Here is a 26,202-nt window from a genome sequence, read left to right on the forward strand (position 1 = left end):
CCCCGCGCAAATCCCCACGCCTTGATGACGTGTTCCAAAATTGCACTGGCAATCGTGTAATTATGGTTAATATAATCTTATTCGCATAAAGAAAGATTGAAATTGCACGTTGGCGTTGCACATCGGTGCACTCAAAATATCCCCGCCATAGAGGCTTTCACCGATTCTCCGACCGGCGTCAGCGGAAATGTCCACAGACCGGCAGCGCCGAGCGCAATGCCGTAGGGAATGCCTGCGTCCTTGCGGGCGAGCGTTCCCATGAAGGCGAAGCGGTCAGCCAGAAGCGGACGCGGAGCCATCCGGTAGACAATGATCGTGAGCGTGAGCACGCCGCCAAGGATCGAGACCATCACGAGATAATCCACGAGTCCGGGATTGGGGCCATACCACAAGGCTGTCGCCGCGATGAGCTTGGCGTCACCGCCGCCCATGGCGCGAAGGCAGAAAAGCGAAAAGGTGATAATGAGCGCAATGCCGCCAACCGCCAGATGCCAGCCAAATTCGGAAAGTGAAATGCCGCAAAGTGGCGAGAGCATGAGAAAGCCGAGCGTCAATCCGATGGAAACACGGTTGCGGATCGTCATCGACGTCAGGTCGGTGACCATCGCAGTCACCATGGCCAGAGCGAAGATTGCCGTCATGGCTGTTGCTGTCATTGCCGCCCCCGCGTCGCCTGTCATCCCATTATCTGGCCGCTGTTTGCGCGGAATTGCTCGCCTATGCTTAGCGGTTGGTCGCTTGTTGGAATTGTGTGGCGGTGTCGTTGAATTTTTCGCCGACACTGCCGGCCACAAGCGCGACGCCGCTGATGATCATGATGGAAACGAGCGTGCCGATCAGCGCATATTCGATCGCTGTCGAACCGGCCCTGTTCTTCATGAAACGCGTCATCAATGTCGGCATCGCATGCTCCTCGCTGTTCCGATTGCGCTGGTTTTTGGAAGCGCGCATTAATTTCGGATGTGCTGAAGCATAGGAGAGAGGAATTGTGGCCTTCTTAACGGGTATGGTTAACGAAATACTGCAGCGCTTGTGAAGCGACAACAATCGCGCGATTGGTTAATCTTTGGCGAATAGCGGGCGCGGCCCGCCCTGCAGGGTGGTGACTTAATGCTTCCTTCACCAATCCCGTTCATTCTTTACTCATTATATCGATGGGGCTTCATGAGCTTGGCCCATTATATCAGCGGGGGAATGTCGCGTGGTGCGTCGTTTGTTTTCTTTGGGCAGCTTCGGCATCTTGCCCGTCATCTGTGCTGCACTCGTGGCTGTCTTCGCGGTCACACCGGCATCGGCGGAAGACTATATTTCCCTTGAAACCAGCCAGGCGCGCATTTTGCGCCTCGCCCGTCCCGCCGACAGCGTTGTGATCGGCAATCCGTCGATTGCCGATGCAGTCGTTCAGGACGCACAGACCATCGTCCTGACCGGCAGGGATTTTGGCGTCACCAATATTGTTGTGATGGACAAGCAGGGCGAACCGATCCTTGACCGCGAACTGGTTGTTTCCCGCAATACGCGCGGAACGACGCGGATTTATCGTCAGGCTGAGGTGCAAACGCTTTCCTGCACACCCTATTGCGAAAAGGCTTCGACAAAGAACGGTTTCGACGACAAATAACGATATTCAGGCGGAAGCTACCGTTTCCGTTAATACTCTTTCAGGTTGTCCTGTTGTAACGATACGCCCAATCGAATTCTTGATCGAATTCAGGCAGAATTGGGTGGGGTTATGAGACCGGATTTTTTGGCGTGTCGCCTTGCGCGGGTGGACATAAGCCTGCGCCGTTTCCTGCGTGCGCAAAATGGCGTGGCGGCAGTGGAATTCGCGCTGCTTATCGTTCCATTCCTGCTCATCGTTTTTGCGACGATCGAGGTAGGCGTGAGTTTCGCGGCACGTCAGGTGATATCCAACGCGACGGAGACCGTGGCGCGCAAGCTGCAGACGACGGGCAAGATCGGAGACATCCAGATCAAGGACGCCGCAATCAGCGAGGAAGCCCTGCGCACCGAACTCTGCCAGCAAATGCAGTTCATGGTCGCTGCGGGCTGTCCCAATCTTTCGTTCAATCTTGGAACCTATGATGGGTTCGACAAGGTTCCGACGGACGAGATTCTCGACGATGAGGGCCGACTAACCCGGACTGGCATTGCCGGTACAAGCGGAACCTCGGCAATCAACCAGCTCAACGTGGTTTACGCCTGGCCCGTGCTGACGAACATTCTTTATCTGGTCAAAAGTCCTCATGCAGCCGGCGGCACCATGCCGCTTTTTGCAACCATCACCTGGCAGAACGAACCCTTTCCCAACTGACACAACCGACGCGCATCTCGTTGGAAAGCAGGTTCGTGTTTTCCGGATGCGTTCTACAGCGATCACCAGAGCGGTCAATTGTCATGCGTAACTCTATTCGGAATTTTCTGGGTGACCGGCGCGGCTTGGGGGCGGTTGAGTTCGCGCTCATCGCGCCTCTCCTGCTTCTGATTTATCTGGGCTCCGTCGATCTTGCCGAGGGGGTGGATACCAACAAGAAAGTGTCGCGTTCGGCGAGCGTCCTTGCCGATCTGGTTGCCCGCCAATTGTCGGTCACGACGAATGATCTGAACAATATGTTCAATATCGGTCGCGCCTCGCTTCTGCCCTACGGCCGTAGCAACCCGAAGATAAGGATCACCGCAATCAGGATCGAGGGCACTTCAACTACCACGAATCTTACGCCGAAGGTCGACTGGTCCTATGCCAATGTTGCAGGTTTTGCGGCAAAAACAGGCGCAGCCGGGGATATTCCGTCAAATCTCGTGAGTGAGGGGTCGTATTTCATCAAGGTTGATGTCGAGCTTGACTACAAGCCGCTCAATGCATGGATTTCCACCAGCATTCCGATGCGTGAAACCTATTATCTGGCGCCGCGCTATACAAACACGATCCCCTGCACCAATTGCTGAGCTCTTGGCATTGCGGGCAAAACTGAACATATAAGGACAAAGCCGATGCACGGCTCTTATTCAGGAACAGTTTTCAATGCCCGAATTACCAGAGGTCGAGACGGTTCGCCGTGGTCTGCAGCCCGTCATGGAGGGCGCGAGCGTCACCCGGGTCGAACAGCGTCGGCCGGACCTGCGTTTTCCCTTTCCCGACCGTTTTGTCGAACGTCTTTCCGGGCGACGCGTCACAGCACTCGGCCGCCGCGCAAAATATCTGACGATCCATCTGGACGACGGTCTTTCGGTGATCAGCCATCTGGGCATGTCGGGCTCGTTTCGCATCGAGACCGACGAGGGCGCTGGCGTGCCCGGCGCATTCCATCATGAGCGTTCCAAGCTGAGCGTGCACGATCATGTGGTGTTTCACCTTCAGCGCGCCGATGGCACTACGGCCCGCATCGTCTACAACGATCCGCGTCGGTTCGGCTTCATGCTCTTTGCCGAAGAAGGCGCGCTCGACAGTCATCCGCTGCTCGCGGGCCTCGGCATAGAGCCGACAGGCAATCTGCTTTCCGGCGCTGTTTTGGCGGAACTCCTCGCGGGCCGCAAGGCGCCTCTCAAGGCCGCGCTGCTCGATCAGCGCCTCATTGCCGGTCTCGGTAATATCTATGTCTGCGAGGCGCTCTGGCGCAGCCGCCTGTCGCCAATGCGCGCCGCGGGGTCCGCTGCGAAGGATCCCGAAACGATGGATCGGCTTGCTTCCGACATCCGCACGGTGATTGCGGAAGCCATTGCCGCCGGCGGCTCCACGCTCAAGGATTATATTCAGGCGGATGGTGCGCTCGGCTATTTCCAGCACGCCTTCTCCGTCTATGGGCGCGAAGGTGAGCCGTGCCGAAATCCCGCCTGCAACGGCTTTGTGGAACGGGCGGTTCAATCTGGACGTTCGACTTTTTTCTGTGCCTCCTGCCAGCAATGAGTGCTTGAAAAAGAAGTTCTGCCGGTCCACCTTGCCCGCCAAACAGCTAGCCGTTGATGGAGGAGTTCAAATTCATGGCCTATGAAACGATCATCGTCGAGACGCGCGGCAGCGTCGGCCTCATTCGCCTCAACCGTCCGCAGGCGCTCAATGCGCTGAACCGCCAGGTTCTGGACGAATTGACGGAAGCTCTCGGCGCTTTCGATGCAGACGGCAAGATCGGCGCCATCGTCCTGACCGGCTCTGAAAAGGCTTTTGCTGCCGGTGCTGACATCAAGGAAATGCAGCCGATCGATTTCGTGGACGCCTATCTTCAGGACATGTTCGCGGACTGGCAAAAGGTCGATCGTGTCCGCAAGCCCATCATTGCGGCGGTTTCGGGCTATGCGCTCGGCGGCGGCTGTGAGCTTGCCATGATGTGCGATTTCATCATTGCCGGCAGCAATGCCAAGTTTGGCCAGCCCGAAATCACGCTCGGCGTCATGCCCGGCATGGGCGGCTCGCAGCGTCTCACCCGCTATGTCGGCAAGTCCAAGGCGATGGATATGTGCCTCACGGGCCGCATGATGGATGCCGCAGAGGCAGAACGCAGCGGCCTGGTCTCGCGGGTGGTCGCGCCGGAAGAACTTCTGGAAGAGGCTTTGAAGGCTGCCGAACGCATTGCGTCCTTCTCGCGTCCCTCCGTGCTTATGGTCAAGGAAGCGGTCAATCGCACCTATGAAATGACGCTGAGCGAAGGGCTCCGTTTCGAGCGACGCCAGTTCCACTCCCTGTTTGCGACGGAAGACCAGAAGGAGGGCATGGCGGCCTTCATCGACAAGCGCACGCCATCGTTCAAGAATCGCTGATTGGTCGGGCTGACGGCGGTCGGCTGTCTGCCCTAACGGGAGTGCCATGGAAGTCTTCCGGCTGTTCCTACTGGCTTTCATTGGGCTTTCGGGCCGGATTTGCGGCTCTTTGATCGAGCTTTGGGGCAGAATCCACGTTGACGCCGCCCCAAAGCTGATCTATAAGCCCGCCCACGGATCGGCGGCCCAAAGGATTTTTCTCGGCTGCCCTAGAGGTTTTGTGCCCGGCGGTTTTTGCCCCTGGCTAGCTGACAGAAAAAAGAGAGGCATTTATGGCCAATACTCCTTCGGCCAAGAAGGCAGTGCGCAAGATCGCTGCCCGCACCGAAATCAACAAGTCCCGCCGTTCGCGCGTTCGCACCTTCGTACGTAAGCTGGAAGACGCTCTGCTGAGCGGCGACAAGCAGGCTGCGGAACTCGCATTCAAGGCTGCTGAGCCTGAACTGATGCGCGCAGCTTCCAAGGGCGTGATGCACAAGAACACCGCTTCGCGTAAGGTTTCGCGCCTTGCCCAGCGCGTTAAGGCTCTCAACGCCTAATATTCATCCATTCTAATGGATCAGTTTCGAAACCCGGCTCATTGTTAGCCGGGTTTTCTTTTTTGAGCGTTTTTTGGACAATCGGCATTCTTCCTCTCCCACCTGGAATTGAAGAGATATTTCAATGGCTAGCTGGAAATCCTGGGAGGAGCGTCAATTCTATGAGCGTCAATTTAATCAGTATTTTCAAATGGTTGCGGATTGTTGTCCACTGTTATCCACAGGCTGGTTTAGGGACTCGGAAGTGGGTTTGAGTCAAGAATTTTTTTTAAATTTATTTTTCGAACGGAACATATCAGGACCACCTAAAAATTGTCCCAGGAAAACGTATTGAATCCAAAGGTGTTATTTCGCTGGCATCCGATTCCCCCCTGTTGCGGGGAGGCCCTGCAAGAGCTTTCAGCAAAAAAATGTGGTTTTCTTAGGCTTGCCCTTTGCTGCGAGGCTTCGCTAAAGTCAGGACATAAGAGGGGTGGGCCACCGGCCCGGAGTTAGCATCAAATAGCGAGTTTGTCGGCGTGGGCGTCACAGCCCGCGGGTGTTATATTCTGGTCGTAAGGTCCTGATCCTCATGGTTGATTGCTTACCATTCATTAACCGGAATGCCGTTTTAGGCATGTCCCCGACAATTGAATGGTTGTGGCGGATTTCTTTCCGGGCAATCAGCCTCCGATAAAAGTGTTGTGAGTCGTAAAAAGGTCGCCGGGAAGGAGTATCCGGGTGTTGGTCCTGAAGGGACCGTTTGAGTTTGTGTTTGGCCCAGAGCTTTGAAGCCGGGCTTTGTGAGTGAGTACCTGCTGGCAAGACGGATGATAAATCCGCGGTTCGGACAGGAAAAAATGACAAGCGTCAGAAAACGACGCGTACGAATGTGAAGGCAGGCGAGACGATGGCAATGATGACCGGCAAATCGACGGCAACGATGGGTGATGATGCACATGCGAACCGTATCCACGGATCTTCTGCTACCGGAAATGACAAGAGCCTGGTCGAGCTGAGCGGCAATGCCGGTGATGAGGTTTTCGAGCGCCTTACGGCAAAGCTGAAAGCCCGCGTCGGCACCGAGATTTATTCCAGCTGGTTCGGTCGTCTGAAGCTTGATGATATCTCCAAGAGCATTGTCCGCCTGTCGGTTCCGACGGCATTCTTGCGCTCCTGGATCAACAATCACTATTCCGAACTGCTGACCGAGCTGTGGCAAGAAGAAAACCCGCAGATTCTGAAGGTTGAAGTCGTGGTACGTGGCGTTAGTCGCGTGGTGCGCAGCGCTGCTCCGGTGGAAGCCTGCGAAGCGGCCGAGAACAAGCCGGTCGCGGCCCCGCGCGAAAAGATGGTGTTTCCGCTTGGTCAGTCCTTTGGCGGCCAGCAGGTGGGCGAGAAGCGCGGTTCCGCGGTTGTCGCAGAATCGGCGGCGGCTTCGGGTGCCGTGCTCGGTTCGCCGCTCGATCCGCGCTATACGTTCGACAGCTTTGTCGATGGTGCATCGAATCGCGTGGCGCTTGCTGCAGCCCGCACCATCGCCGAAGCCGGTTCCAGCGCCGTGCGCTTCAATCCGCTCTTCATCCATGCTTCTGTCGGCCTCGGCAAGACTCACCTTCTGCAGGCCATCGCCGCAGCCGCGCTCCAGCGCCAGGAAAAGGCCCGCGTTGTCTATCTGACGGCTGAATATTTCATGTGGCGCTTTGCAACCGCCATTCGCGACAACAACGCGCTTTCCTTCAAGGAGCAGCTTCGCGATATCGATCTTCTCGTGATCGACGACATGCAGTTCCTGCAGGGCAAGTCGATCCAGCACGAATTCTGCCATCTCCTGAACACGCTGCTCGACAGCGCCAAGCAGGTCGTGGTCGCCGCCGACCGCGCGCCGTCCGAACTGGAATCGCTTGATGTGCGCGTTCGTTCGCGCCTTCAGGGTGGCGTTGCGCTCGAAGTGGCGGCGCCTGACTATGAAATGCGGGTCGAAATGCTGCGCCGCCGTCTGGCCGCTGCACAGGCGGAAGATCCGAGCCTCACCATCGGCGAAGAGATTCTCTCGCACGTTGCCCGCACCGTCACCGGATCGGGCCGCGAACTGGAAGGCGCTTTCAACCAGCTCCTTTTCCGCCAGTCTTTCGAGCCGAATATTTCCATCGACCGCGTCGATGAGCTGCTCGGCCATCTGACCCGCGTTGGTGAGCCGAAGCGCATCCGCATCGAGGAAATCCAGCGCATCGTGGCGCGTCATTATAATGTCTCGAAGCAGGACCTGCTGTCGAACCGCCGCACGCGCACCATCGTCAAGCCGCGTCAGGTGGCGATGTATCTCGCCAAGATGATGACGCCCCGCTCGCTGCCGGAAATCGGTCGCCGCTTCGGCGGTCGCGATCACACCACGGTTCTTCATGCTGTGCGCAAGATCGAGGATCTGGTCGGTGCCGATACCAAGCTGGCGCAAGAACTCGAACTTCTGAAACGTCTTATCAACGATCAGGCCGCCTGATTTCAGGTGAGGCCACGACATCCGTTCAATCCATGCGTGGATATTGGGCATAAAGCCCGCGCCGCAGCGTTTTACGTTGCGGCGCGGGCTTGCTTTTCTCCTTAAAAATCTGCCACTTTAACGGACCTTCTGGCGCCCCGGGGCGCCTTATCGACAGGGGCCGTCTGCCTGCCCGTCAGATGCAGTTGCCCTGTCCCAGCGAGCGAGTGCGTTTGAACATGCGTGTTACCCTAGAGCGATCGAACCTTCTCAAATCTCTCAATCACGTCCACCGCGTCGTGGAACGCCGCAACACGATACCGATTCTGTCGAACGTGCTTTTGCAGGCTGAGGGCGCAAGCCTGGCGCTGAAAGCCACCGATCTTGATCTTGAGGTCAATGAAGCGACTGCCGCCATGGTGGAACAGGCTGGCGCCACGACGGTTCCGGCGCATCTCCTCTATGACATCGTCCGCAAGCTGCCGGACGGTGCCGAAGTCATGCTCTCGACCAATCCGGATGGCGGTTCCATGTCGGTCATCTCCGGCAAATCGTCCTTCCGCCTGCAGTGCCTGCCGCAGTCTGATTTCCCGGAACTGACGGCTGGCGCGTTCACTCATTCCTTCCGCATCGAGGCACAGGCGCTGAAGCGTCTTATCGACCGCACGCAGTTCGCGATCTCGACGGAAGAAACCCGCTATTATCTGAACGGCATTTTCTTCCACGCCATCGAAAGCGACGGTGCCTTGAAGCTGCGCGCTGTCGCGACCGACGGTCACCGTCTGGCGCGTGCCGAACTGGAAGCGCCGTCCGGCACGGAAGGCATGCCGGGCATCATCATCCCGCGCAAGACGGTTGCGGAACTACAGAAGCTGGTGGATGTGCCGGATGTGGTCGTTACGGTTGAGCTGTCGGATGCCAAGATTCGCTTCACGGTCGGCTCTGTCGTGCTCACCTCGAAACTGATCGACGGCACGTTCCCGGACTACCAGCGTGTGATTCCATCCGGCAACGACAAGAAGCTCACCATCGGCCGCCAGGAATTTGCGGCCTCGGTGGATCGCGTCTCGACTATTTCCAGCGAGCGTGGCCGCGCAGTGAAGCTCTCCATCGCCGATGGCTTGCTGACGCTGACCGTCAACAATCCGGATTCTGGCAGCGCAACCGACGAGTTGGCTGCGGACTACGATGCCGATCCGCTCGATATCGGTTTCAACTCGAAATATCTGCTCGACATTACCAGCCAGCTTTCGGGTTCGGATGCGGTCTTCATGCTGGCCGATGCCGGTTCGCCGACACTGGTGCGCGATACGGGTGACGATGACGTCCTTTACGTCCTCATGCCGATGCGTGTTTAAAGAACGGAAAAGTGAATACTTCGGAGCCTGATCAAAGCCGCCCGGATCGCGTTTCGATCCGGCGGCTTAAGCTTGTCAATTTCCGCAATTATGCGGAATTGTCGCTGCCGCTTGGGCCAGGACATGTGGTCCTGACCGGCGAAAACGGGTCCGGCAAGACCAATCTCATCGAAGCGGTTTCCTTTCTGTCGCCGGGGCGCGGTCTGCGGCGCGCCGCTTATGACGATGTGGCGCGCACCAATTCGCTCGACGGCTTTGCAATCCATGCCGCGCTCGACTGCATGATCTATGGTGAGGCGGAAATCGGGACCGGAACCGCAGGCGGCGGCGAGGGTGGCCGCAAGGTCCGTATCAACGGTGTTGCGGCCTCCGGCGATGATCTGCTTGATTATGCGCGCATTCTCTGGGTGGTGCCGTCCATGGATGGGCTGTTCACCGGCGGCGCTTCTGATCGGCGGCGTTTTCTCGACCGCATGGTGCTGGCCATCGATACGGCTCATGGCAAGCGGGTGCTTGATTATGAGAAGGCGATGCGCAGCCGCAACCGGCTGCTGAGCGACGGCAACAGTGACGGCCAATGGCTGGATGCGATTGAAAGCCAAATGGCAGAGCTTGGCACAGCCATCGCTGCCGCCCGCGCCGAGGCCATGCGTCTGATCGCGGCGATGATCGAACGACTTCCTGCTGAAGGACCGTTTCCGAAGGCCGATTGCTTTCTGGAAGGCGCGCTGGAGCAGAGAATCAATGTCGAGGCGGCGCTTGACCTCGAAGAAGATTTCCGCCGCATTCTGCGTGATGGCCGCGCGCGCGACCGGGCGGCGGGCCGCACGCTGGAAGGCCCGCATCGTACCGACCTGATTGTCCAGCACAGACCCAAGGCAATGCCTGCCGCGCTCTGTTCCACGGGCGAGCAAAAGGCATTGCTGATCGGTCTGGTTCTCGCCCATGCGCGGCTGACGGCAGAACTTTCCGGCATGGCGCCGATCCTCCTGCTCGATGAAATCGCCGCGCATCTCGATACGGGACGCCGTGCAGCGCTGTTCGGCATTCTGGATGAACTTGGCGGGCAGGCTTTCATGACCGGCACTGATCGGGCGCTTTTTGAGGCGCTTGAAGGGGAAGCGCAATTTTTCAATGTGGCGGCTGGCACGCTTACCCCGCTCTGAGGCAAAATATCCGCTGACAGCGGGTCGGCAGAGGCATATGTTTGCCGACCATGAACGCACCATCGAAGCCTTTTTCATCCGAAGAACTTGAACGCTATGCGCGCCATATCGTGCTGCCGGAAATCGGTGGCCCGGGCCAGCAGAAGCTGAAGGCCGCCCGCGTGCTGATTGTCGGTGCTGGTGGGCTTGGCGCGCCGGTGCTGCAATATCTGGCGGCTGCGGGCGTCGGCACGCTCGGCATTGTCGATGACGACACGGTTTCGCTGTCGAACCTGCAACGTCAGGTCATTCACGATACGCAAAGCATCGGCCAGCCGAAGGTGGCAAGCGCGCTTTCCACCATTGCCCGCATCAACCCGCATGTAAAGGTTGAAGGTCATCAGTTTCGCCTCGATGCGGACAATGCCGAAGCCCTCATCGGCAATTACGACGTTGTGGTGGATGGTTCCGACAATTTCACCACGCGCTATATTCTGGCCGATGCCGCTGCCAAAGTCGGTCGCCCGCTGGTGACCGGCGCCATGGGCCGTTTCGATGGCACTGTCACGGTGCTGATGCCTTACGCGACCGGCCCCGACGGCACGCCCAACCCGTCCTATCGCGATCTTTTCCCGGAAGCGCCGCCGCCCGGAACGGTGCCGACCTGTGCGGAAGCCGGAGTGCTGGGCGTCCTGCCGGGTGTGATCGGCAGCCTGCAGGCAATGGAAGTTATCAAGCTCATCACCGGCATCGGCGAGCCGCTGGTCGGGCGCTTGCTGCTCTATAATGCGCTGAATGTCCGTTTCGAAACCATCCGTTACAAGGCGCGCAAACCGAAATGACGGCTCTGCGTGTCGAAGTTATTGGCGGGAATTTCGGGCAGTGGGAAGAATTGCTCGGCATGATCCGCGACAGCTTCGCCTATATGGACGGCGTGATCGATCCGCCCTCGTCAGTAGGTTTGCTGACGGCGGAAAATTTGCGGCAGAAGGCCGAGGAAGAAACCGGCTTTGCAGCCTTCCTTGATGGCAGACTTGTCGGCTGTGTCTTCATACGGGAAAAGGCCGAGGGCTTTTATCTCGACAAGCTTGCCGTCGCATCCGCTTTTGAGGGACGAGGCATTGGGCGATTGCTGATGCAAAAGGCGGAAGATGTTGCGCTTGCAAAAGGCAAGCCCTCGATTGAGTTGCAGGTGCGTATCGAGCTTGCGCGCAATCGGGCGGTGTTTGAGAAGCTCGGATATCGCAAGATCGCGGAAACCGCGCATCCGGGCTATAGCCGCCCCACATCCATAACCATGCGCAAGGAGATCACGCGTGGCACTGACATTAACCGATGAAGAGCGGTCGATAGCGGCTGGCGATCAGGGGGAAGGCGCTGCGATGGCGATGCGCATCGTAGCCGACACTGCGCGGCTTATGGGTGCGCCGCGTCTTATCCCTGTCGCATCGGCGCATATCGACGGTGCCCTCTATCACGGCGATAGCGGAACGCTTTTTGCTGAGAAGCTTGTAGAGGGCGGCGCGAAGGTCAGGGTGCGCGCCACACTCAATGTCGGTTCCATCGATCTGACAGGCTGCTCGCATAATCATTTGCCGGCTCACGAGGCGGATATGGCCAGGCGTATGATGCGCGCCTACATCAAGCTTGGCTGCGAGCCGACATGGACCTGCGCGCCTTATCAGGCCGGCCACAGGCCAGCACAGGGAACCGATGTCGCATGGGGCGAATCCAATGCGGTCGTGTTCTGCAATTCGGTTCTGGGCGCGCGCACCAATCGCTATGGCGATTTTCTGGATATCGCCTGCGCCATTGCAGGCCGCGCGCCGGATTATGGCCTGCACCGGCCCGAAAACCGCCGCGCTACCGTGGTGATCGATATTTCGGCGCTCGATCCTGGCTTCCTGTCGTCCGAGGTGGCCTGGCCCATTCTCGGCAATCTGTTCGGACGCAGCGTGGGCACGAATATCGGTGTCGTCGCTGGCAGTCCTGTCCATCCCGATGAGGACGATCTCAAGGCTTTCGGTGCGGCGTCGGCGTCGGTTGGTGCCGTCGGTCTGTTCCATATCGCGGGCGTGACGCCGGAAGCGCCCGATCTTGAAACGGCCTTGCAGCATCAGGAGCCGGAAGGTGTCATTCGGGTCACGCGAGACATGATCGAGATGACGCGCAAGCGGCTCTCGACGGTCGAACGGGTCGATCATATCGATGCGGTCGCCATCGGCAGTCCGCATCTTTCGATAACGGAATTCGACCGCTTGGAGCGAGCCATCGCGGAACGCAAGCTCGCTGTGCCGCTTTATGCCTGCACCGGGCGTCATGCGCTGGCTGAACTGGAAAAGGGCGGGCGCAGGCAGGAGCTGGAAAAGGCGGGCGTCATCATCGTCGCTGATACATGTGTGCTGGTAACGCCTATTTTGCCAGCTAAAGATGATGCCGTCCTGATGACCAATTCCGGCAAGTTCGCCCATTATGCGCCCGGCAATACCGGCTACGGCGTGCTGTATGGCTCGCTGGAGGAATGCGTGGAAAGTGCTGTCATGGGGCGTCCCATTTTTGAGGGACAAGCGGTATGAGCGGGCTCGAAACCTCGATCCTTGTTGCCGGAAAAGGCGCGGAAGCGGAGGCGCTGGTTCTCTCCGCGCCGATCAGCTTCTGGGGCGGTGTCGATCCGAAAAGCGGGCGGATTGCCGATGTGCGCCATCCAGAACATGGGCAAAGCATCGCCGGGCGCGTGCTGTGCCTGCCAGGAACCATCGGTTCGTCGTCAGCCGCTGCCGTCCTGCTGGAACTGGTCCATAGCGGCCACGCGCCCGCAGCCATTGTCCTGCACGAGCCTGATGCAATCCTGCTGCTTGGCCTCATCGTTGCCCGTGAAATGGGCCATGACGTGCCGATTGCCATTGAGCTTGACCGGGAGGCGCAAAAGCAACTCGCCGGCCATCGTGTGACGGTCGGCGAGGATGGGGCTATCTGGATCGGTCAATATTGAGTTGAACGATCCACGACATGTTCCAGCGTGCCGTCGCGCTCGAACGCTTCGATCTGCCGGATGATCTGCGGCACAAGAGCGGTTGCGGATGAGCTCGCCGCCGCATGCGGGGTGATCGTCACGCGCGGATGATCCCAAAGCGGGCTGCTGGTTGGCAGCGGTTCCTGCGTGAACACATCGAGCGACGCTGCCGACAGAAGACCGCGATCGAGCGCGGCCAGAATATCCGCCTCATTTTGCAATCCGCCGCGCCCGGCATTGATCAGCACCGGAGCGCCGAGCGGCCCGTCGCTCTTCAGTTGCGCGAACATTGACATGGAGAGGATGCCCTTGGTGTCGGGCGTCAGCGGCAGCAGACAGACAAAGATATCCGGCGCCTTGAGGAATTTTCCAAAGCCGTCCTTGCCGTGATAAGTCTGCACGCCATCGATCTCTTGCGGCCGGCGGCTCCAGCCTGTGACATTGAAGCCGAGCACCTTCAGCTTTTCGGCCGCATCGCGCCCTAATACGCCAAGCCCCATGATGCCGACCGTCACTTCATGCGCGGCGGGCTGGCGGCGATCCTCGTGCCAGACATGGTTCTGCTGCTGCTTGCGATAGCGCTGTCCGAGACGGTGGTGATCCAGCACCTGCCAGACGACATATTCCGTCATGCGCATGGTAAGATCGTCAGAGATGATGCGCACCAATGGCACATCGGGAATCCGGTCGTCGCGGAAGACGTGATCGACGCCCGCGCCCAGCGAGAAGATGACTTTCAGGTTGGGCAGGTTCGCAAGCGAACCGGGCTTTTGCTTCCAGACCAGCGCATATTGGACGGAAGGGTCGTTTTCCGCACGATCCGTCACCACCGGACGGTCCGGCGCATGGTCCCGAAATGTCTTCAGCCAGATTTCCGGGTCCCAGTCGGTGATCGCGAGAAGAATATTGCCCTTGGTTTCGCTCATTGTTTTACCCCTCCCTGTGTTGCCTCCATATGGAAAGCAGCAGCCATCAACGCCTTGGTATAATCGGTCTGCGGATTGGCAAACACATCCTTTGCCGCGCCATATTCGACCGCCTTGCCGTTGCGCATCACCAGCACATCATTTGCCAGCGCCCGCACCACTTTCAGATCGTGGCTTATGAAAAGATAGGCTAGGTCGTGCTTCTGCTGCAATGCGCGCAACAGATCGACCACCTGCGCCTGCACGCTCATGTCGAGCGCCGAGGTTGGCTCGTCCAGCATGACGAATTTCGGGTTCAGCACCATGGCGCGTGCAATCGCGATGCGCTGGCGCTGGCCGCCGGAAAATTCGTGCGGATAGCGGAAACGGGTTTCAGGATCGAGGTTCACCTCATTGAGCGCTGCCACCACCCGGGCATCGCGGTCATCTGCGGAAAGCTTGGGCTCATGCACGAGAAGTCCTTCGGCGATGATGTCAGCGATGGTCATGCGCGGCGACAGCGAGCCGAACGGGTCCTGAAACACGATCTGCATTTCCCGGCGCAGCGGGCGCATGTCCTTGAAGCTGAACTTCGCGATATCGCGACCGTCGAAATTGATCTCACCCTTGGATGAAATCATCCGCGAAAGCGCTAGTCCCAATGTCGTCTTGCCGGAACCGGATTCGCCAACGACGCCGAGCGTCTGTCCGGCGCGCAAGTTCACATCGATGCCGTCCACCGCCTTCACATGGTCGACGGTCTTGCGCAAGAAACCTTTCTTGATCGGGAACCAGACGCGAATGTCCTTGCCTTCCATCACCGTTTTCGCAGCCGGGTCCGCAGCGGGCGGTTCGCCTTTCGGTTCGGCGGCAAGCAGGTGCTTGGTGTAAGGATGCTGCGGGTTCTCGAAAATCCCTTGGGTCGGTCCGACCTCAACGATCTTGCCCTTGCTCATCACGCAGACCTTGTCGGCGATCTTGCGCACGATGCCGAGATCGTGGGTGATGAACAGCATCGACATGCCCTGTGCGGCTTTCAGTTCGGCAAGCAGCTTCAATATCTGCGCCTGCACGGTAACGTCGAGGGCGGTGGTCGGCTCGTCGGCAATCAGCAGCTTTGGCTTGTTGGCCAAGGCCATCGCGATCATGACGCGCTGGCGCTGACCGCCGGAAAGCTGGTGCGGGAAAGCGGTCAGGCGCTTTTCCGGTTCGCGAATGCCAACTTCGTGCAGAAGTTCAAGCGTGCGTGCCCGTGCCTGGGCGTCGCCCATGCCTTGGTGCATTTTCAGGATTTCGCCGATCTGCCGCTCCACACTGTGCAGCGGATTGAGCGAGGTCATCGGCTCCTGAAAAATCATCGTGATGTCGTTGCCGCGCACACGCCGCAGTTCCGGCTCCGAGGCCTTCATCAGATCCTTGCCGTTGAAAAGAATTTCCCCGGAAGGATGGCTGGCGGAAGGGTAGGGCAGCAGTTTCAGGACGGACAAGGCCGAAACGGATTTGCCTGAACCCGATTCGCCGACGAGTGCCACCGTTTCGCCTTCGGCGATGTCGAAGGATATGCGGTCGACAGAAACGCGTTCCTCACCGTTCTGGCGGAATGCGACGGACAGATCGCGGACGGACAGCAAGTTTTTATTCATTGATCCGCTCATTGGCTCGCTCATTGAAATGCCTTTCGCGGATCGAAGGCATCACGTGTTGCTTCACCGATGAAGATCAGAAGCGACAGCATCAGCGATATGACCACGAAGCCGGTAATGCCGAGCCATGGCGCTTGCAGGTTGTTCTTGCCCTGGGCCAAAAGTTCGCCCAGCGAAGCCGAGCCGGGCGGCAGGCCGAAACCGAGGAAGTCGAGCGAGGTGAGCGTGGTGATCGAGCCGTTCAGGATGAAAGGCAGGAAGGTCAGCGTCGCCACCATGGCGTTGGGCAGGAGATGCCGCCACATGATGGTGCCGTTCTTCACGCCGAGCGCGCGCGCCGCATTCACATATTCAAAATTTCGCGCCCGCAAAAATTCCGCGCGCACGACGCCGACGAAGGCGACCCATGAGAACAGAAGCATGATGCCGAGAAGGACCCAGAAGCCGGGCGGCAATATCGCCGCGATAATCAGCAACAGGTAGAGAACCGGGATCGAGGACCAGATTTCAATGAAACGCTGGAACAGAAGATCGACCCAGCCGCCGAAATAGCCCTGAACCGCACCAGCCGTCACGCCGATGATGGCCGAGAAGAAGGTGAGGATGAGGCCGAACAGCACCGAAATGCGGAAACCGTAGAGCGCGCGCGCAAAGACGTCGCGGGCCTGATCGTCGGTGCCGAGCAGGTTGAAATTACCGAAACGGCAATTGGGATCGCTCACCCCTTGTGGATAGCGCTGGCAGCGCTCTTCGGGCGAATAAAGCCAGAACGGCTTCGACGGGGCCGCTTCTGGTATCTCGCTGTTCACGGTGTTGTAGGAATAACGGATCGGCGGCCAGATGGCCCAGCCATTATTGTTGATCTCGTCCTGTATCACCGGATCCCGATAGTCGGTGACGGCATAAAAGCCGCCGAATTTTTCTTCCGGATAGTCGACGAAAACCGGCATCAGCAGCTCGCCCTTGTAGGAAACGAGAATAGGCCGGTCATTGGCGATGAACTCGGAGAAAAGGGCTGCGACAAGCAGGAACAGGAAAATCCACAGCGACCAGTAACCGCGCTTGTTGGCCTTGAAATTCTGCCAGCGGCGCTTGTTGAGCGGTGACAGAAACGGACGTTTTACCGGCTTTGCGGCGGAGAGGGTGGTGTCGGTCATTACACGTCCCTCCGCTCAAAATCGATGCGCGGATCGATCCATGTATAGGTAAGGTCGGACAGGAGGCCGACCAGCAGGCCGATCAGCGAGAAGATGAAGAGGTTGGCGAACACCACCGGATAATCGCGGTTGATGACCGACTGATAGCCGAGCAATCCAAGTCCGTCGAGCGAGAAGATGGTTTCAATCAGAAGCGAGCCGGTGAAGAAGGCCGAGATGAACGCGCCCGGAAAACCGGCAATAACGATCAGCATCGCATTGCGGAAAACGTGACGATAGAGAACCTGGTTCTCGGTCAGCCCTTTGGCGCGGGCCGTCGTTACATATTGCTTGCGGATTTCTTCCAGAAACGAATTCTTGGTGAGAAGCGTCGTCGTGGCGAAGGCGGAAAGCACCAGTGCCGTCACCGGCAGAACCATGTGCCAAAGATAATCGCCGATCTTGCCCCAGAACGACATCTGCGCGAATTCGGGCGAAGTGAGGCCGCGCAGCGGGAACCAGTCGAAGAACGAGCCGCCCGCGAAAAGCACGATCAGCAGGATGGCGAACAGGAAGCTTGGAATGGCATAGCCGACGATGATGACGGCACTGGTCCAGGTGTCGAAGCGCGAACCGTCCTTGATCGCCTTGCGGATGCCGAGCGGTATGGAGATCATGTAGGACAGAAAAGTCAGCCACAGGCCCAGCGAGATCGAAACCGGCATCTTTTCCTTGATGAGATCAATCACGCTGATGTCGCGGAAATAGCTGTGACCGAAATCGAAGCGCAGATAGTTCCACAACATCTGTCCGAAGCGCTCCAGCGGCGGCTTGTCGAAACCGAACTGCTTTTCAAGGTCGGCGATGAATTGCGGGTCCAGCCCCTGCGCGCCGCGATATTTGGAATTGACTGAGCCGCTATCGACGGCACTTTGCCCGAAATCGCCGCCGCCACCCGAAAGGCGGTCAAGAGCATCGCCGCCCTGACCCGACAACTGCGCGATCACACGCTCGACCGGGCCGCCGGGGGCGAATTGAACGACGGCGAAGGAAATGGCCATGATGCCGAAAATCGTCGGGATCATCAGAAGCAGGCGACGGAGAATATAAGCGCCCATCAGCCCGTTTTTCTCCGCAGGTTCAGATCAGTCTTATGGCTTGCCAACAGCTCTTGCCTTTTCTTCATCAATCCACCACAGCATCTCGACAGGGAAGCCGTAATCGGGCTTCGGCTCCTTGAAACCGAACCGGTCCCAATAGGCCGCGAGATGATTCGCTGACGTCCAATTTGGAATCCAGTCGCGCCGGATACGCAAGTACCGATCGAGCACACGCATCGTGGCGACGAACTCCTCACGCGTCGAAGCTGCGCCGATATCCGCAATCAGCGCGTCGATCAACGGATCTTCCGTGCCGGGAAGGTTGTAGCTGCCCGGCATCCTGGCCGATTCGGCACCAAATATTCCGGCGAGCGATTCCTGTGTTGGCGTGGGGCTGAACTGTAGCGCCATGCCCACCAAGTCGAACTGGAAATCCTGCAGCCGCGCCTGATACTGGCTAGCATCGACAAGCCGCAGGCTTGCATCGATGCCGATGGCGCGCAGCTTCTGCGCAAAGGGATTATAGATCCGAGTAAAAGCTTCGGAATTGGAGAGCATTTCCAGCGCGAACTTCGATCCGTCCTTGTCGTGGAACTGACCGTTCTTGCGCTCGAAGCCCGCGGCCTCCAACAGCTTGATGGCCTCTGCGAACTGTTTCCGGTCCCGTCCTGTTCCGTCGGAAACCGGCATCAGCACGGCTTCGCCGAAAATGGCGTCGGGCAGCTTGCCGCGATAGCGTTCAAGCACCTTCAGCTCATCGGGTGTCGGCAGGCCGCTTGCCTGAAAATCCGATCCCTGAAAGCAGGATTGCGAACGGGTATAAATGTTGTAGAACAGATGCTCGTTGGTCCATTCGAAGTCGAAGCAGAGCGCAATTGCCTCGCGCACACGCGGATCACGGAACCGCTCGCGGCGCTGGTTCAGCGCCCAGGCCTGCATCAGCGGGCGCTTTTCTTTCGGAAAGGTGCGTTTGATGACCTTTCCCTGCTGGATGGCCGGGAAATCATAGGCCGTCGCCCAATTCTTGGAGACGGTCTCCTCGCGATAATCGATGTTGCCCTTCTTGAAGGCTTCGAATTGCGGCTGGCGATCGCGGAAAAATTCGATGCGAATGCGGTCGAAATGGTTGAAGCCTTTCTGCACCGGCAGGTCTTTGCCCCAATAATCCTCTACGCGGTCATATTCGATGAACTGACCGGCGGCGAAATTGCCGATCTTATAGGCGCCGGAACCCAGCACCGGCTCCATGGTCGTGGCTTCAAAGTCACGATCCTTGAACCAGTTTTCCGACAGAATCGGCACGACAACCGCATCGAGAAGGGCGTTCGCGCCGCGCCCCTCTACGACGCGCAGACGCACTTCGTGCTTGCCGGTTGCCTCCACCTTTTCCACACCTGCCAGATATTGGCGCAGTGTCGGATGGCCTTTCTGCTTGATGGTCGTATAGGTGAACACCACGTCCTTCGCCTCGATCGGCGAACCGTCGTGAAAACGCGCTTCCTTGCGAAGCTTGAAGGTGCAACTGCGCCGGTCTTTGGAAAGCGTCGCGCTTTCCGCGATCAGGCCATAGACGGAATCCGGCTCGTCCAGCGCCGAAGCCATCAGCGTATCGAAGGTCAGTTCCACGCGCGGCGGCGCATCGCCCTTGAAGGTGAAGGTGTTGAGCGTGTTGAACGTGTCGGTATTCTGGTTCCAGATCCAGCTCGACGGCGCGAAATTGAACGTGCCGCCTTTCGGCGCTTCGGGGCTGGCATAGTCGAAATGCTGAAAATCGGGACCGTATTTCAGGTCACCGAAAGCCGAAAGTCCGTGCAGCGCCCTGCCTGTCGGTATGTCGGCAATGGCTCTCGGTGGCAGGAAGGCCGCAAAAGCGGCACTTCCCGAAAACCCCAGAAAATGGCGGCGGTTCATGCGAAGGATTGTCATTCCCGTTCGGCCCTCATTCACTGCCGGTCTTGAGCTTGGCTTCCTTCGCAGGGTCTATCCACCAGGAGAACGGGTCAATCCCAACATAGTCGGGCTGCTTTTCAGGCATTCCGAATTTATTCCAGTAAGCCACGTTGATCTTGTCGGAATACCATTGCGGAATGACGTAATAGTTCCACAGAAGCGCGCGGTCGAGCGCATGGGTGGAAGCGACCAGCTCGTCGCGGTCCTTGGCATAGATGACGCGGTCGATCAGCTTGTCGATGGCGGGGTTCTGGATACCCGCATAATTGCGGCTGCCCTTGAAGTCGGCGGCCTTGGAGCCCCACATGTCGCGCTGCTCATTGCCCGGTGAAGCCGTCTGCGGGATGACTGAGGTGATGACATCATAGTCGAAATCATTGACGCGGGCCTGATACTGGGCTGTGTCGACGATGCGCACGGTGGCGTTGATGCCGATCTTGCGCAGGCTTGCCGCGAATGGATTGTAGATGCGCTCGTCCGTCGGGTCCTTGCCGAGAAACTCGATGGTGAATGGATTGCCCTTGGCATCGACGAGCTTGTTGCCCTGCAATGTCCAGCCTGCTTCCGAAAAGAGTTTCAGGGCGGTGCGCAGGTTGTCGCGCGTCGCCTGCGGCGTGTCATAGACCGGCAGCTTGAATTCCTTGGTCAGCGCATCGGCAGGAAGCGAATCCTTCACCGTTTCCAGAATGGCCTGTTCTGCGGGCGTCGGCGGGCCGCTCAGTTCCAGTTCATTGCCCGCGAAATAGCTGTTGATGCGCTTGTACTGGTTGAAGAACAGCAGGCGGTTCATCGATTCGAAGTCAAAGGCGTAAGTCAGCGCCTGACGCACTTTCGGGTCCTTGAACTTGTCGCGGCGCATATTGAGGAAATAACCCTGCATCCGCCCGACCGCATGGTAGGGGAAAGACGCCTTCACGACATCGCCGCGTTGCACTGCGGGGAAATTATACTGCTCCATCCAGCGCTGGATGCGGTTTTCCAGACGATAGTCATACTGGCCGCCCTTCTTGAAGGCTTCCCAGGTCGCGTCCTCGTTGAAATAATATTCATAGCGCAGCCGGTCGAAATTGTTGCGCCCCACATTGACGGCCAAATCCTTGCCCCAATAGTCGTCAACGCGCGCCCAGGTGATCGAGCGTCCGGGCGTCATGCTCTCGATCTTGTAGGCGGCGGAGCCGAGCGGGATTTCGAGCGTCGGGCGGGTGATGTCGCGCTGCCTGCCCTGCGCGTCCTTGCCCTCCCACCAGTGCTTGGGCAGAACGGCAAGCTGTCCCATGATCTGCGGCAGTTCGCGGTTGCCCTTTTGGCTGAAGGTGAATTTCACCTCATGTTCGCCGGTCTTTTCTGCCTTCTCCACGTCGCCATAATATTTGTTGTACAAGGGCGACTGCTTCTTCAGCACATCGAACGACCAGATCACGTCATCGACCGTGATCGGCTGGCCGTCATGCCATTTGGCGTTTGGATTGAGCTTGAACTTCACCCACGAAAAATCGTCGGGATATTGGAGCGCTTCGGCAATCAGCGGATATTGCGTCGATCCCTGATCTAGCGAATCCGTCATCAGCGTATCGTAAAGCATCCCGCCGCCGAAGTCCGACAGTCCTGCGGCAGGAACCCCTTGCACCACGAAGGGATTGAGGCTGTCGAAGGTGCCGACGGCAACCATATTCAGCGTGCCGCCTTTCGGCGCATCCGGGTTCACATAGTCGTAATGCTTGAAATCGGCTGGATATTTGGGCTCGCCAAGCAGGCTGGAAGAATAGCGCCATTGGGGTTCCGCATCATTTGCGCGAACCATTGAAACCGTGCCCGCAAGCATGGCCACCGCGAACGCACCCGCCCAAAAAGCTCTCATCCAGCCTTCTCCGTCTCTGTTTCGGATATATTAGGATGAAGTCTTATGGGTTTTTGCGGAGGAAGAAAGGCATGCGGACAATAAATTTGATGCGGGCAAGAAAAAAGCCCGGCGAGCCGGGCTTTGATCGTCATTCCGTGTCGTCGGCTTAATTCGCCGGTGCCGGTTCCGCAGGCTTCTGCTCCCCGCCTGCCGGTGCATTGCCTTCAGCGGGCTTTTCGCCTTCGGCTGGCTTTGCATCGCCACCTTCAGCAGGTGCCGCATCGGCGGCTGGCAACGGAGCCGGATTGTCGGACAGCGTGCGCAGATAAGCGATCAGATCGGCGCGCTCATTGTCTTTCTTGTCGCCGGCAAAGCCCATGGCCGTGCCCTTGATGAAGCCCTTCGGCGAGGTCAGGAACTTGTTGAGATGCTCAAAGTCCCACTTGTTGCCCGCAGCGCCGAATTCCTTCATCGCAGCCGAATAGCCAAAACCTTCAACGGAGGCAGCCGGGCGGTTCACGACATCCCACAGATGCGGACCGACCTTGTTGGCGCCACCCTTTTCACCGGTATGACATGCCGCGCAACGCTTGAAGACGGCTTCACCGCGTGCCGGATCGGCAGACTGCAGCAAGGTTGCGATCGAAACTTCTTCCTTGGCCGGTGCAGCTCCTCCTTCACCGGTGGAGGCTTCCGCCGCTTCGATGGCAAAGCCCGGCTTTTCAGGCGCAGGCGAGTGAAACAGCGAATCGGACAGGATGCCCGTTGTCATGACAACGAATACCGTTGCCAGAAAAGCCATGATAAACTTGTTAGTCCGGGTTGAATTCATCGCCGGTCAGCGCTCCCTCTACCAAAACGCTCTCCCCGAGAACGCTCTCCTAGCCGGCATGCAAGCCTTTAATAAAGGTCGCAATTCTCTCCCCGGCATCGGGCGGAAACTAGGTCTTTTGCCAGGGCGATGCAACACTAATAAAGGGGACCGGACCCGTGACTTTTTGACACTTTTGATGCATTTCCAGCACCGGCGAAGCGCGGTACAAGGCGTTCGCGACCTTATTTCTTCTCAAGAGGCCATCATGCTGCAGACCTTAAAGACCCTCACGCTGATTCCCGCACGGATGGCCTCCACGCGCCTGCCGAACAAGCCGCTCGCCGATATTTGCGGCAAGCCGATGATCGTCCATGTGGCCGATCGTGCTGCTGCTGCAAAGCTGGGCCGGACGGTGGTTGCAACCGACAGCGAGGAGATTTTTTCGGTCGTGACCGCGCATGGCCACGAAGCCATCATGACGCGGGAGGATCACGAATCCGGTTCGGACCGCATCTATGAAGCGCTTTTGAAAGTCGATCCCGCGGGTGAGGTCGATGCGGTGGTGAACGTTCAGGGGGACCTGCCGACCATTGATCCCGACATCATCCGGCGCGCGCTTCTGCCGCTGGAAGACGGACCTGCTGACATTGCGACGCTCGGCGTCGAAATCGAGGAAGAATCGGAAAAGACCAATCCGAGCGTGGTGAAGATCGTCGGCTCGCCGCTGGCAGGCAACAGCCGCCTGCGCGCGCTCTATTTCACTCGCGCAACCGCGCCCTATGGTGAAGGTCCGCTCTATCACCATATCGGCCTTTACGCCTATCGCCGCTCGGCACTGGAGCGCTTTGTGAAGCTCGGGCCATCGCCGCTGGAAAAGCGCGAGAAACTGGAGCAATTGCGGGCGCTCGAAGCTGGAATGCGCATCGATGTGGAACTGGTGAAGACGGTGCCGCTCGGCGTTGACACGCAGGCCGATCTTGACCGTGCGCGCCTTCTTGTCGCAAAGGGTATCTGACGACCGTCGTTTGGCGGCAATTGAGAAAGCATGGACACGATGAAAACCAACAGGATTTCCTTCCAGGGTGAAGCGGGCGCAAACTCCGATACGGCGTGCCGCAACATGTTTCCCGACATGGAGCCTCTGCCGTGCCCGACTTTCGAGGATGCCTTCAACGCGGTTGAAACCGGCGCCGCCGACCTCGCGATGATCCCGATCGAAAACACGCTGGCCGGTCGCGTCGCCGATATTCATTATCTGCTGCCGCTCGCCGACATGCATATCGTCGGCGAATATTTCCTGCCGATCCATTTCCAGCTCATGGTGCTTCCGGGCGTCAAACGGGAGGAAATCAAGACCGTGCACAGCCATGTCCACGCGCTCGGCCAGTGCCGCAACGTCATCCGCCAGAATGGCTGGAAGGGCGTCATCGCGGGCGATACGGCAGGAGCTGCGCGTCTCGTCGCCGACATGAAGGACCGCTCCATGGCGGCATTGGCGCCGCGCCTTGCCGCCGATCTCTATGGCCTCGATATCCTGGAAGAAAATGTCGAGGATTCGGAAGACAATGTGACCCGTTTCGTGGTCCTGTCCAAGAACAGCCAATGGGCGCCGCGTCCCGAAAACGGCGAGCGGATCGTGACGACTTTTGTCTTTCGCGTGCGCAACGTCCCGGCAGCGCTCTACAAGGCGCTGGGCGGTTTCGCCACCAACGGCATCAACATGACCAAGCTCGAAAGCTACCAGATCGGCGGGCGTTTCATCGCCACGCAGTTCTATGCCGATGTCGAAGGGCATCCGGAAGATGCCAATCTGAAGCTTGCGCTGGAAGAACTGCGCTTCTTCACGAAGGAAGTCCGCATCCTCGGCGTCTATCAGGGCAGCGATATTCGCGGCACACAGCTACTTGCCGCTGAGTAGTCAGCTCGGGTCGTAGGCCCACGCCCTTATCAGATGGGTTGCGATGGCGCCGGATGGCGGCACCCGCAGCCCGTTTTCATGCGTGCCTTCGAGCATGGTGCGCACTTCAGCCTTCGAGAACCAGCGGCCGTCTTCCAGCTCCGAACGGTCGATGGTGAAATCGTCGCTCAAAACCTCTGCATGGCAGCCGATCATCAGCGAATAGGGGAACGGCCAGGGCTGGCTCGCATGATAGGCGACACGGCCGATGGCGAGCCCCATTTCCTCCACGCTTTCCCGGCGCACGGCTGCCTCGATTGTTTCGCCATGCTCGATAAAGCCCGCGAGACAGGAATAGGAGCCGGGCGCAAAATGCGGCCCACGGGCAAGAATGCATTTTTCGCCGCGCACCGGCAGCATGATCGCCACCGGATCGGTACGCGGAAAATGCTCCGCGCCGCAATTGGGGCATTGCCGCTTGGCGCCACCGGCGCGCATTTCGGTTTTCGTGCCGCATCGTCCGCAGAAACGGTGATTGGCGTGCCATGCGGTGAGTGCTGCTGCGTGTGCTAGCGCGCCAAGCAGTTCGGCAGACACCAGCCCCTCCGTATAGATGCTGCGATAGTCCTGCATCCGGAAAGGCGCTTCCATCGCTTCCGGATCGAGCTGCGTCGTCAATGCCACAAGCGGCATTCCGTCCTGAAGCCCGAGCAGAACAGGCTCCTGCAGGTCGGGCGCAAATTCCTTCGCCTCGCCGAAGCGGAACAAGGCGCGCGGCGCTTTCTCATCGGCATAGTCGAGAAGCAGCCTGTTGCCGCCCAGCAGCATGATTCGGGTTTGGGGAAGTTCCAGCGCCGTGAAGGCCGAATCATCCTGCCGCTTTTCGGATTGGCGGTCGATCCGGTTGCCGGAAAAACCGACGGATCGGCTTGGTTCGATTTCCGGCAGGTCATAAAGACGGAAAGCCATGATTATCTCTGGAAAGGATTTTGGGGGATCGAAACGCATCCCGAAAAGATGCGCGCGAAAACAAACTAAAGCGCCGCGCGAATGGCGGCGATGAATTTTTCGGCGTCTCTTTCGTCGTAGGCTTCGCGGGTGCCAAAACCCCAAACGGGACCGGGCCAGCCCGCATCGCCCTCGTTGCGGGCGATCACATGCAAATGCAATTGCCGCACGATATTGCCGAGCGCGCCCGTATTGATTTTTTCGCAGCCCGTCGCCGACTTGAGCGCCTGCGCAACGATGCCGGTCTCGAAGGTCAGCATCGTCTGGTCGAGCGGTGTCATGTCGTGAATCTCGGCGAGATCAGGACGGCGCGGCACCAGGATCAGCCAAGGCCAGCGCCGGTCATTCATCAGCCGAAGCTCGCACAGGCCGAGCTTGGCGACGGAAAAAGTGTCGGCATTGAGCCGTTTATCAAGTTCAAATTGTCCCATAGGCCGATTCCTATCAGTTTTTTTCGTTCAGCGCTTGCTTTTTGCGCAACGATTGACGATATGCAGACCGGGAGGTTGGTGGTGGACGAGCCACTCGCCAACCGGGTCAGGTCCGGAAGGAAGCAGCCCTAACGAGCCACGGCACGGGTCATCGTGCCAGCCTCCCACCCTTCTCACCGCGCCGACGACTGTTGATGGACAGCCTCTTTGGTT

At 58.5% G+C, this 26,202-nt stretch carries 26 protein-coding genes and 1 other RNA gene; 16 read left to right on the forward strand and 11 right to left on the reverse strand.

Annotation, left to right across the window (positions count from 1 at the left end; genetic code table 11):
• Positions 1–131: 131 nt before the first annotated feature.
• Both F9K78_RS09675 and F9K78_RS09680 read right to left on the reverse strand, forming a co-directional pair.
• Complete coding sequence (locus F9K78_RS09675; protein WP_235925405.1) at positions 132–656, reverse strand: A24 family peptidase; 525 nt, start codon at positions 654–656, stop codon at positions 132–134.
• A gap of 67 nt (positions 657–723) precedes the next feature.
• Positions 724–903: a Flp family type IVb pilin gene (locus F9K78_RS09680; RefSeq protein ID WP_121987044.1), complete on the reverse strand. Its 180-nt coding sequence runs from the start codon at positions 901–903 to the stop codon at positions 724–726.
• 298 nt (positions 904–1,201) lie between these two features.
• Between F9K78_RS09680 and F9K78_RS09685 the strand changes: the two genes are divergently transcribed.
• The 13 genes from F9K78_RS09685 to F9K78_RS09750 all read left to right on the forward strand — a co-directional run bounded on the left by F9K78_RS09685 (position 1,202) and on the right by F9K78_RS09750 (position 13,244).
• Positions 1,202–1,621, forward strand: coding sequence for a pilus assembly protein N-terminal domain-containing protein (locus tag F9K78_RS09685; protein WP_121986978.1), 420 nt, complete (start codon positions 1,202–1,204; stop codon positions 1,619–1,621).
• Between the two features lie 111 nt (positions 1,622–1,732).
• Positions 1,733–2,314 (forward strand): TadE/TadG family type IV pilus assembly protein, encoded by a 582-nt coding sequence (locus F9K78_RS09690; RefSeq protein ID WP_121986977.1) that lies wholly within the window; start codon positions 1,733–1,735, stop codon positions 2,312–2,314.
• Positions 2,315–2,397: 83 nt separating this feature from the next.
• On the forward strand, positions 2,398–2,946 hold the full coding sequence (locus F9K78_RS09695) for a TadE/TadG family type IV pilus assembly protein (protein WP_121986976.1): 549 nt from the start codon (positions 2,398–2,400) through the stop codon (positions 2,944–2,946).
• A gap of 76 nt (positions 2,947–3,022) precedes the next feature.
• Positions 3,023–3,904, forward strand: a complete 882-nt coding sequence (gene mutM, locus F9K78_RS09700) for a bifunctional DNA-formamidopyrimidine glycosylase/DNA-(apurinic or apyrimidinic site) lyase (protein WP_121986975.1) — start codon at positions 3,023–3,025, stop codon at positions 3,902–3,904.
• 74 nt (positions 3,905–3,978) lie between these two features.
• The gene (locus F9K78_RS09705) at positions 3,979–4,752 is read left to right on the forward strand and encodes an enoyl-CoA hydratase (RefSeq protein ID WP_121981321.1); all 774 of its coding nucleotides are present in this window, start codon (positions 3,979–3,981) and stop codon (positions 4,750–4,752) included.
• A 272-nt stretch (positions 4,753–5,024) separates the two neighbouring features.
• Positions 5,025–5,291 (forward strand): 30S ribosomal protein S20, encoded by a 267-nt coding sequence (rpsT, locus tag F9K78_RS09715; protein WP_121981323.1) that lies wholly within the window; start codon positions 5,025–5,027, stop codon positions 5,289–5,291.
• 895 nt (positions 5,292–6,186) lie between these two features.
• Positions 6,187–7,770: a chromosomal replication initiator protein DnaA gene (gene dnaA, locus F9K78_RS09720; protein ID WP_121986974.1), complete on the forward strand. Its 1,584-nt coding sequence runs from the start codon at positions 6,187–6,189 to the stop codon at positions 7,768–7,770.
• Between the two features lie 218 nt (positions 7,771–7,988).
• On the forward strand, positions 7,989–9,107 hold the full coding sequence (gene dnaN / locus F9K78_RS09725; RefSeq protein WP_121986973.1) for a DNA polymerase III subunit beta: 1,119 nt from the start codon (positions 7,989–7,991) through the stop codon (positions 9,105–9,107).
• Between the two features lie 11 nt (positions 9,108–9,118).
• The gene (gene recF / locus F9K78_RS09730; protein ID WP_121986972.1) at positions 9,119–10,273 is read left to right on the forward strand and encodes a DNA replication/repair protein RecF; all 1,155 of its coding nucleotides are present in this window, start codon (positions 9,119–9,121) and stop codon (positions 10,271–10,273) included.
• Positions 10,274–10,323: 50 nt separating this feature from the next.
• Entirely contained in the window at positions 10,324–11,094 is a 771-nt protein-coding gene (locus F9K78_RS09735; protein ID WP_121986971.1) for a molybdopterin-synthase adenylyltransferase MoeB, read from the forward strand.
• Positions 11,091–11,591: a GNAT family N-acetyltransferase gene (locus F9K78_RS09740; RefSeq protein ID WP_122066370.1), complete on the forward strand. Its 501-nt coding sequence runs from the start codon at positions 11,091–11,093 to the stop codon at positions 11,589–11,591. The genes F9K78_RS09735 and F9K78_RS09740 overlap by 4 nt, the downstream gene beginning before the upstream one ends.
• Positions 11,569–12,828 carry an aconitase X gene (locus F9K78_RS09745; RefSeq protein ID WP_186443317.1) on the forward strand — a complete coding sequence of 420 codons (1,260 nt, stop codon included), beginning with the start codon at positions 11,569–11,571 and terminating at the stop codon, positions 12,826–12,828. The genes F9K78_RS09740 and F9K78_RS09745 overlap by 23 nt, the downstream gene beginning before the upstream one ends.
• Complete coding sequence (locus F9K78_RS09750; protein WP_121986969.1) at positions 12,825–13,244, forward strand: aconitase X swivel domain-containing protein; 420 nt, start codon at positions 12,825–12,827, stop codon at positions 13,242–13,244. Before F9K78_RS09745 ends, F9K78_RS09750 begins: the two co-directional genes overlap by 4 nt.
• Here the strand turns inward: F9K78_RS09750 and F9K78_RS09755 are convergent.
• The 7 genes from F9K78_RS09755 to F9K78_RS09785 form a co-directional block, all read right to left on the reverse strand.
• Positions 13,235–14,191, reverse strand: a complete 957-nt coding sequence (locus tag F9K78_RS09755) for a 2-hydroxyacid dehydrogenase (RefSeq protein ID WP_121986968.1) — start codon at positions 14,189–14,191, stop codon at positions 13,235–13,237. The genes F9K78_RS09750 and F9K78_RS09755 overlap by 10 nt on opposite strands.
• Complete coding sequence (locus F9K78_RS09760; protein WP_121986967.1) at positions 14,188–15,813, reverse strand: ABC transporter ATP-binding protein; 1,626 nt, start codon at positions 15,811–15,813, stop codon at positions 14,188–14,190. The genes F9K78_RS09755 and F9K78_RS09760 overlap by 4 nt, the downstream gene beginning before the upstream one ends.
• Positions 15,814–15,833: 20 nt before the next feature.
• On the reverse strand, positions 15,834–16,970 hold the full coding sequence (locus F9K78_RS09765) for an ABC transporter permease (protein WP_122066369.1): 1,137 nt from the start codon (positions 16,968–16,970) through the stop codon (positions 15,834–15,836).
• Complete coding sequence (locus tag F9K78_RS09770; RefSeq protein WP_121986965.1) at positions 16,970–18,067, reverse strand: microcin C ABC transporter permease YejB; 1,098 nt, start codon at positions 18,065–18,067, stop codon at positions 16,970–16,972. The genes F9K78_RS09765 and F9K78_RS09770 overlap by 1 nt, the downstream gene beginning before the upstream one ends.
• Before the next feature lie 33 nt (positions 18,068–18,100).
• Positions 18,101–19,975, reverse strand: a complete 1,875-nt coding sequence (locus F9K78_RS09775) for an extracellular solute-binding protein (protein WP_121986964.1) — start codon at positions 19,973–19,975, stop codon at positions 18,101–18,103.
• A 13-nt stretch (positions 19,976–19,988) separates the two neighbouring features.
• Positions 19,989–21,857 (reverse strand): extracellular solute-binding protein, encoded by a 1,869-nt coding sequence (locus tag F9K78_RS09780; RefSeq protein ID WP_121986963.1) that lies wholly within the window; start codon positions 21,855–21,857, stop codon positions 19,989–19,991.
• A 148-nt stretch (positions 21,858–22,005) separates the two neighbouring features.
• A complete protein-coding gene (locus F9K78_RS09785) occupies positions 22,006–22,671 on the reverse strand; it encodes a c-type cytochrome (RefSeq protein ID WP_121981335.1) in 666 nt (221 codons plus the stop codon).
• Between the two features lie 247 nt (positions 22,672–22,918).
• Between F9K78_RS09785 and F9K78_RS09790 the strand changes: the two genes are divergently transcribed.
• A complete protein-coding gene (locus F9K78_RS09790; RefSeq protein ID WP_121987042.1) occupies positions 22,919–23,668 on the forward strand; it encodes a 3-deoxy-manno-octulosonate cytidylyltransferase in 750 nt (249 codons plus the stop codon).
• A 39-nt stretch (positions 23,669–23,707) separates the two neighbouring features.
• Positions 23,708–24,571 (forward strand): prephenate dehydratase, encoded by an 864-nt coding sequence (locus tag F9K78_RS09795; RefSeq protein WP_121981411.1) that lies wholly within the window; start codon positions 23,708–23,710, stop codon positions 24,569–24,571.
• Here the strand turns inward: F9K78_RS09795 and nudC are convergent, their stop codons facing one another.
• Both nudC and F9K78_RS09805 read right to left on the reverse strand, forming a co-directional pair.
• Entirely contained in the window at positions 24,572–25,519 is a 948-nt protein-coding gene (gene nudC / locus F9K78_RS09800) for an NAD(+) diphosphatase (RefSeq protein ID WP_121986962.1), read from the reverse strand. It lies immediately after the preceding gene.
• Between the two features lie 65 nt (positions 25,520–25,584).
• Entirely contained in the window at positions 25,585–25,989 is a 405-nt protein-coding gene (locus F9K78_RS09805) for an HIT domain-containing protein (protein ID WP_121986961.1), read from the reverse strand.
• Between the two features lie 70 nt (positions 25,990–26,059).
• Between F9K78_RS09805 and ffs the strand changes: the two genes are divergently transcribed.
• Positions 26,060–26,157: signal recognition particle sRNA small type (gene ffs, locus F9K78_RS09810), an RNA gene on the forward strand.
• Positions 26,158–26,202: the final 45 nt, after the last annotated feature.

It is taken from the genome of Brucella pseudintermedia, from assembly GCF_008932435.1.
Classification (GTDB): Bacteria; Pseudomonadota; Alphaproteobacteria; order Rhizobiales; family Rhizobiaceae; genus Brucella; species Brucella pseudintermedia.

Coding starts and splice junctions, on each gene's coding strand:
- F9K78_RS09675 (WP_235925405.1), bottom strand. CDS start 656: ATGACAGCAACAGCCATGACGGCAATCTTCGCTCTGGCCATGGTGACT.
- F9K78_RS09680 (WP_121987044.1), bottom strand. CDS start 903: ATGCCGACATTGATGACGCGTTTCATGAAGAACAGGGCCGGTTCGACA.
- F9K78_RS09690 (WP_121986977.1), top strand. CDS start 1,733: ATGAGACCGGATTTTTTGGCGTGTCGCCTTGCGCGGGTGGACATAAGC.
- F9K78_RS09695 (WP_121986976.1), top strand. CDS start 2,398: ATGCGTAACTCTATTCGGAATTTTCTGGGTGACCGGCGCGGCTTGGGG.
- mutM (WP_121986975.1), top strand. CDS start 3,023: ATGCCCGAATTACCAGAGGTCGAGACGGTTCGCCGTGGTCTGCAGCCC.
- F9K78_RS09705 (WP_121981321.1), top strand. CDS start 3,979: ATGGCCTATGAAACGATCATCGTCGAGACGCGCGGCAGCGTCGGCCTC.
- rpsT (WP_121981323.1), top strand. CDS start 5,025: ATGGCCAATACTCCTTCGGCCAAGAAGGCAGTGCGCAAGATCGCTGCC.
- dnaA (WP_121986974.1), top strand. CDS start 6,187: ATGATGACCGGCAAATCGACGGCAACGATGGGTGATGATGCACATGCG.
- dnaN (WP_121986973.1), top strand. CDS start 7,989: ATGCGTGTTACCCTAGAGCGATCGAACCTTCTCAAATCTCTCAATCAC.
- F9K78_RS09735 (WP_121986971.1), top strand. CDS start 10,324: ATGAACGCACCATCGAAGCCTTTTTCATCCGAAGAACTTGAACGCTAT.
- F9K78_RS09740 (WP_122066370.1), top strand. CDS start 11,091: ATGACGGCTCTGCGTGTCGAAGTTATTGGCGGGAATTTCGGGCAGTGG.
- F9K78_RS09750 (WP_121986969.1), top strand. CDS start 12,825: ATGAGCGGGCTCGAAACCTCGATCCTTGTTGCCGGAAAAGGCGCGGAA.
- F9K78_RS09755 (WP_121986968.1), bottom strand. CDS start 14,191: ATGAGCGAAACCAAGGGCAATATTCTTCTCGCGATCACCGACTGGGAC.
- F9K78_RS09760 (WP_121986967.1), bottom strand. CDS start 15,813: ATGAATAAAAACTTGCTGTCCGTCCGCGATCTGTCCGTCGCATTCCGC.
- F9K78_RS09765 (WP_122066369.1), bottom strand. CDS start 16,970: ATGACCGACACCACCCTCTCCGCCGCAAAGCCGGTAAAACGTCCGTTT.
- F9K78_RS09770 (WP_121986965.1), bottom strand. CDS start 18,067: ATGGGCGCTTATATTCTCCGTCGCCTGCTTCTGATGATCCCGACGATT.
- F9K78_RS09775 (WP_121986964.1), bottom strand. CDS start 19,975: ATGACAATCCTTCGCATGAACCGCCGCCATTTTCTGGGGTTTTCGGGA.
- F9K78_RS09780 (WP_121986963.1), bottom strand. CDS start 21,857: ATGAGAGCTTTTTGGGCGGGTGCGTTCGCGGTGGCCATGCTTGCGGGC.
- F9K78_RS09785 (WP_121981335.1), bottom strand. CDS start 22,671: ATGAATTCAACCCGGACTAACAAGTTTATCATGGCTTTTCTGGCAACG.
- F9K78_RS09790 (WP_121987042.1), top strand. CDS start 22,919: ATGCTGCAGACCTTAAAGACCCTCACGCTGATTCCCGCACGGATGGCC.
- F9K78_RS09795 (WP_121981411.1), top strand. CDS start 23,708: ATGAAAACCAACAGGATTTCCTTCCAGGGTGAAGCGGGCGCAAACTCC.
- nudC (WP_121986962.1), bottom strand. CDS start 25,519: ATGGCTTTCCGTCTTTATGACCTGCCGGAAATCGAACCAAGCCGATCC.
- F9K78_RS09805 (WP_121986961.1), bottom strand. CDS start 25,989: ATGGGACAATTTGAACTTGATAAACGGCTCAATGCCGACACTTTTTCC.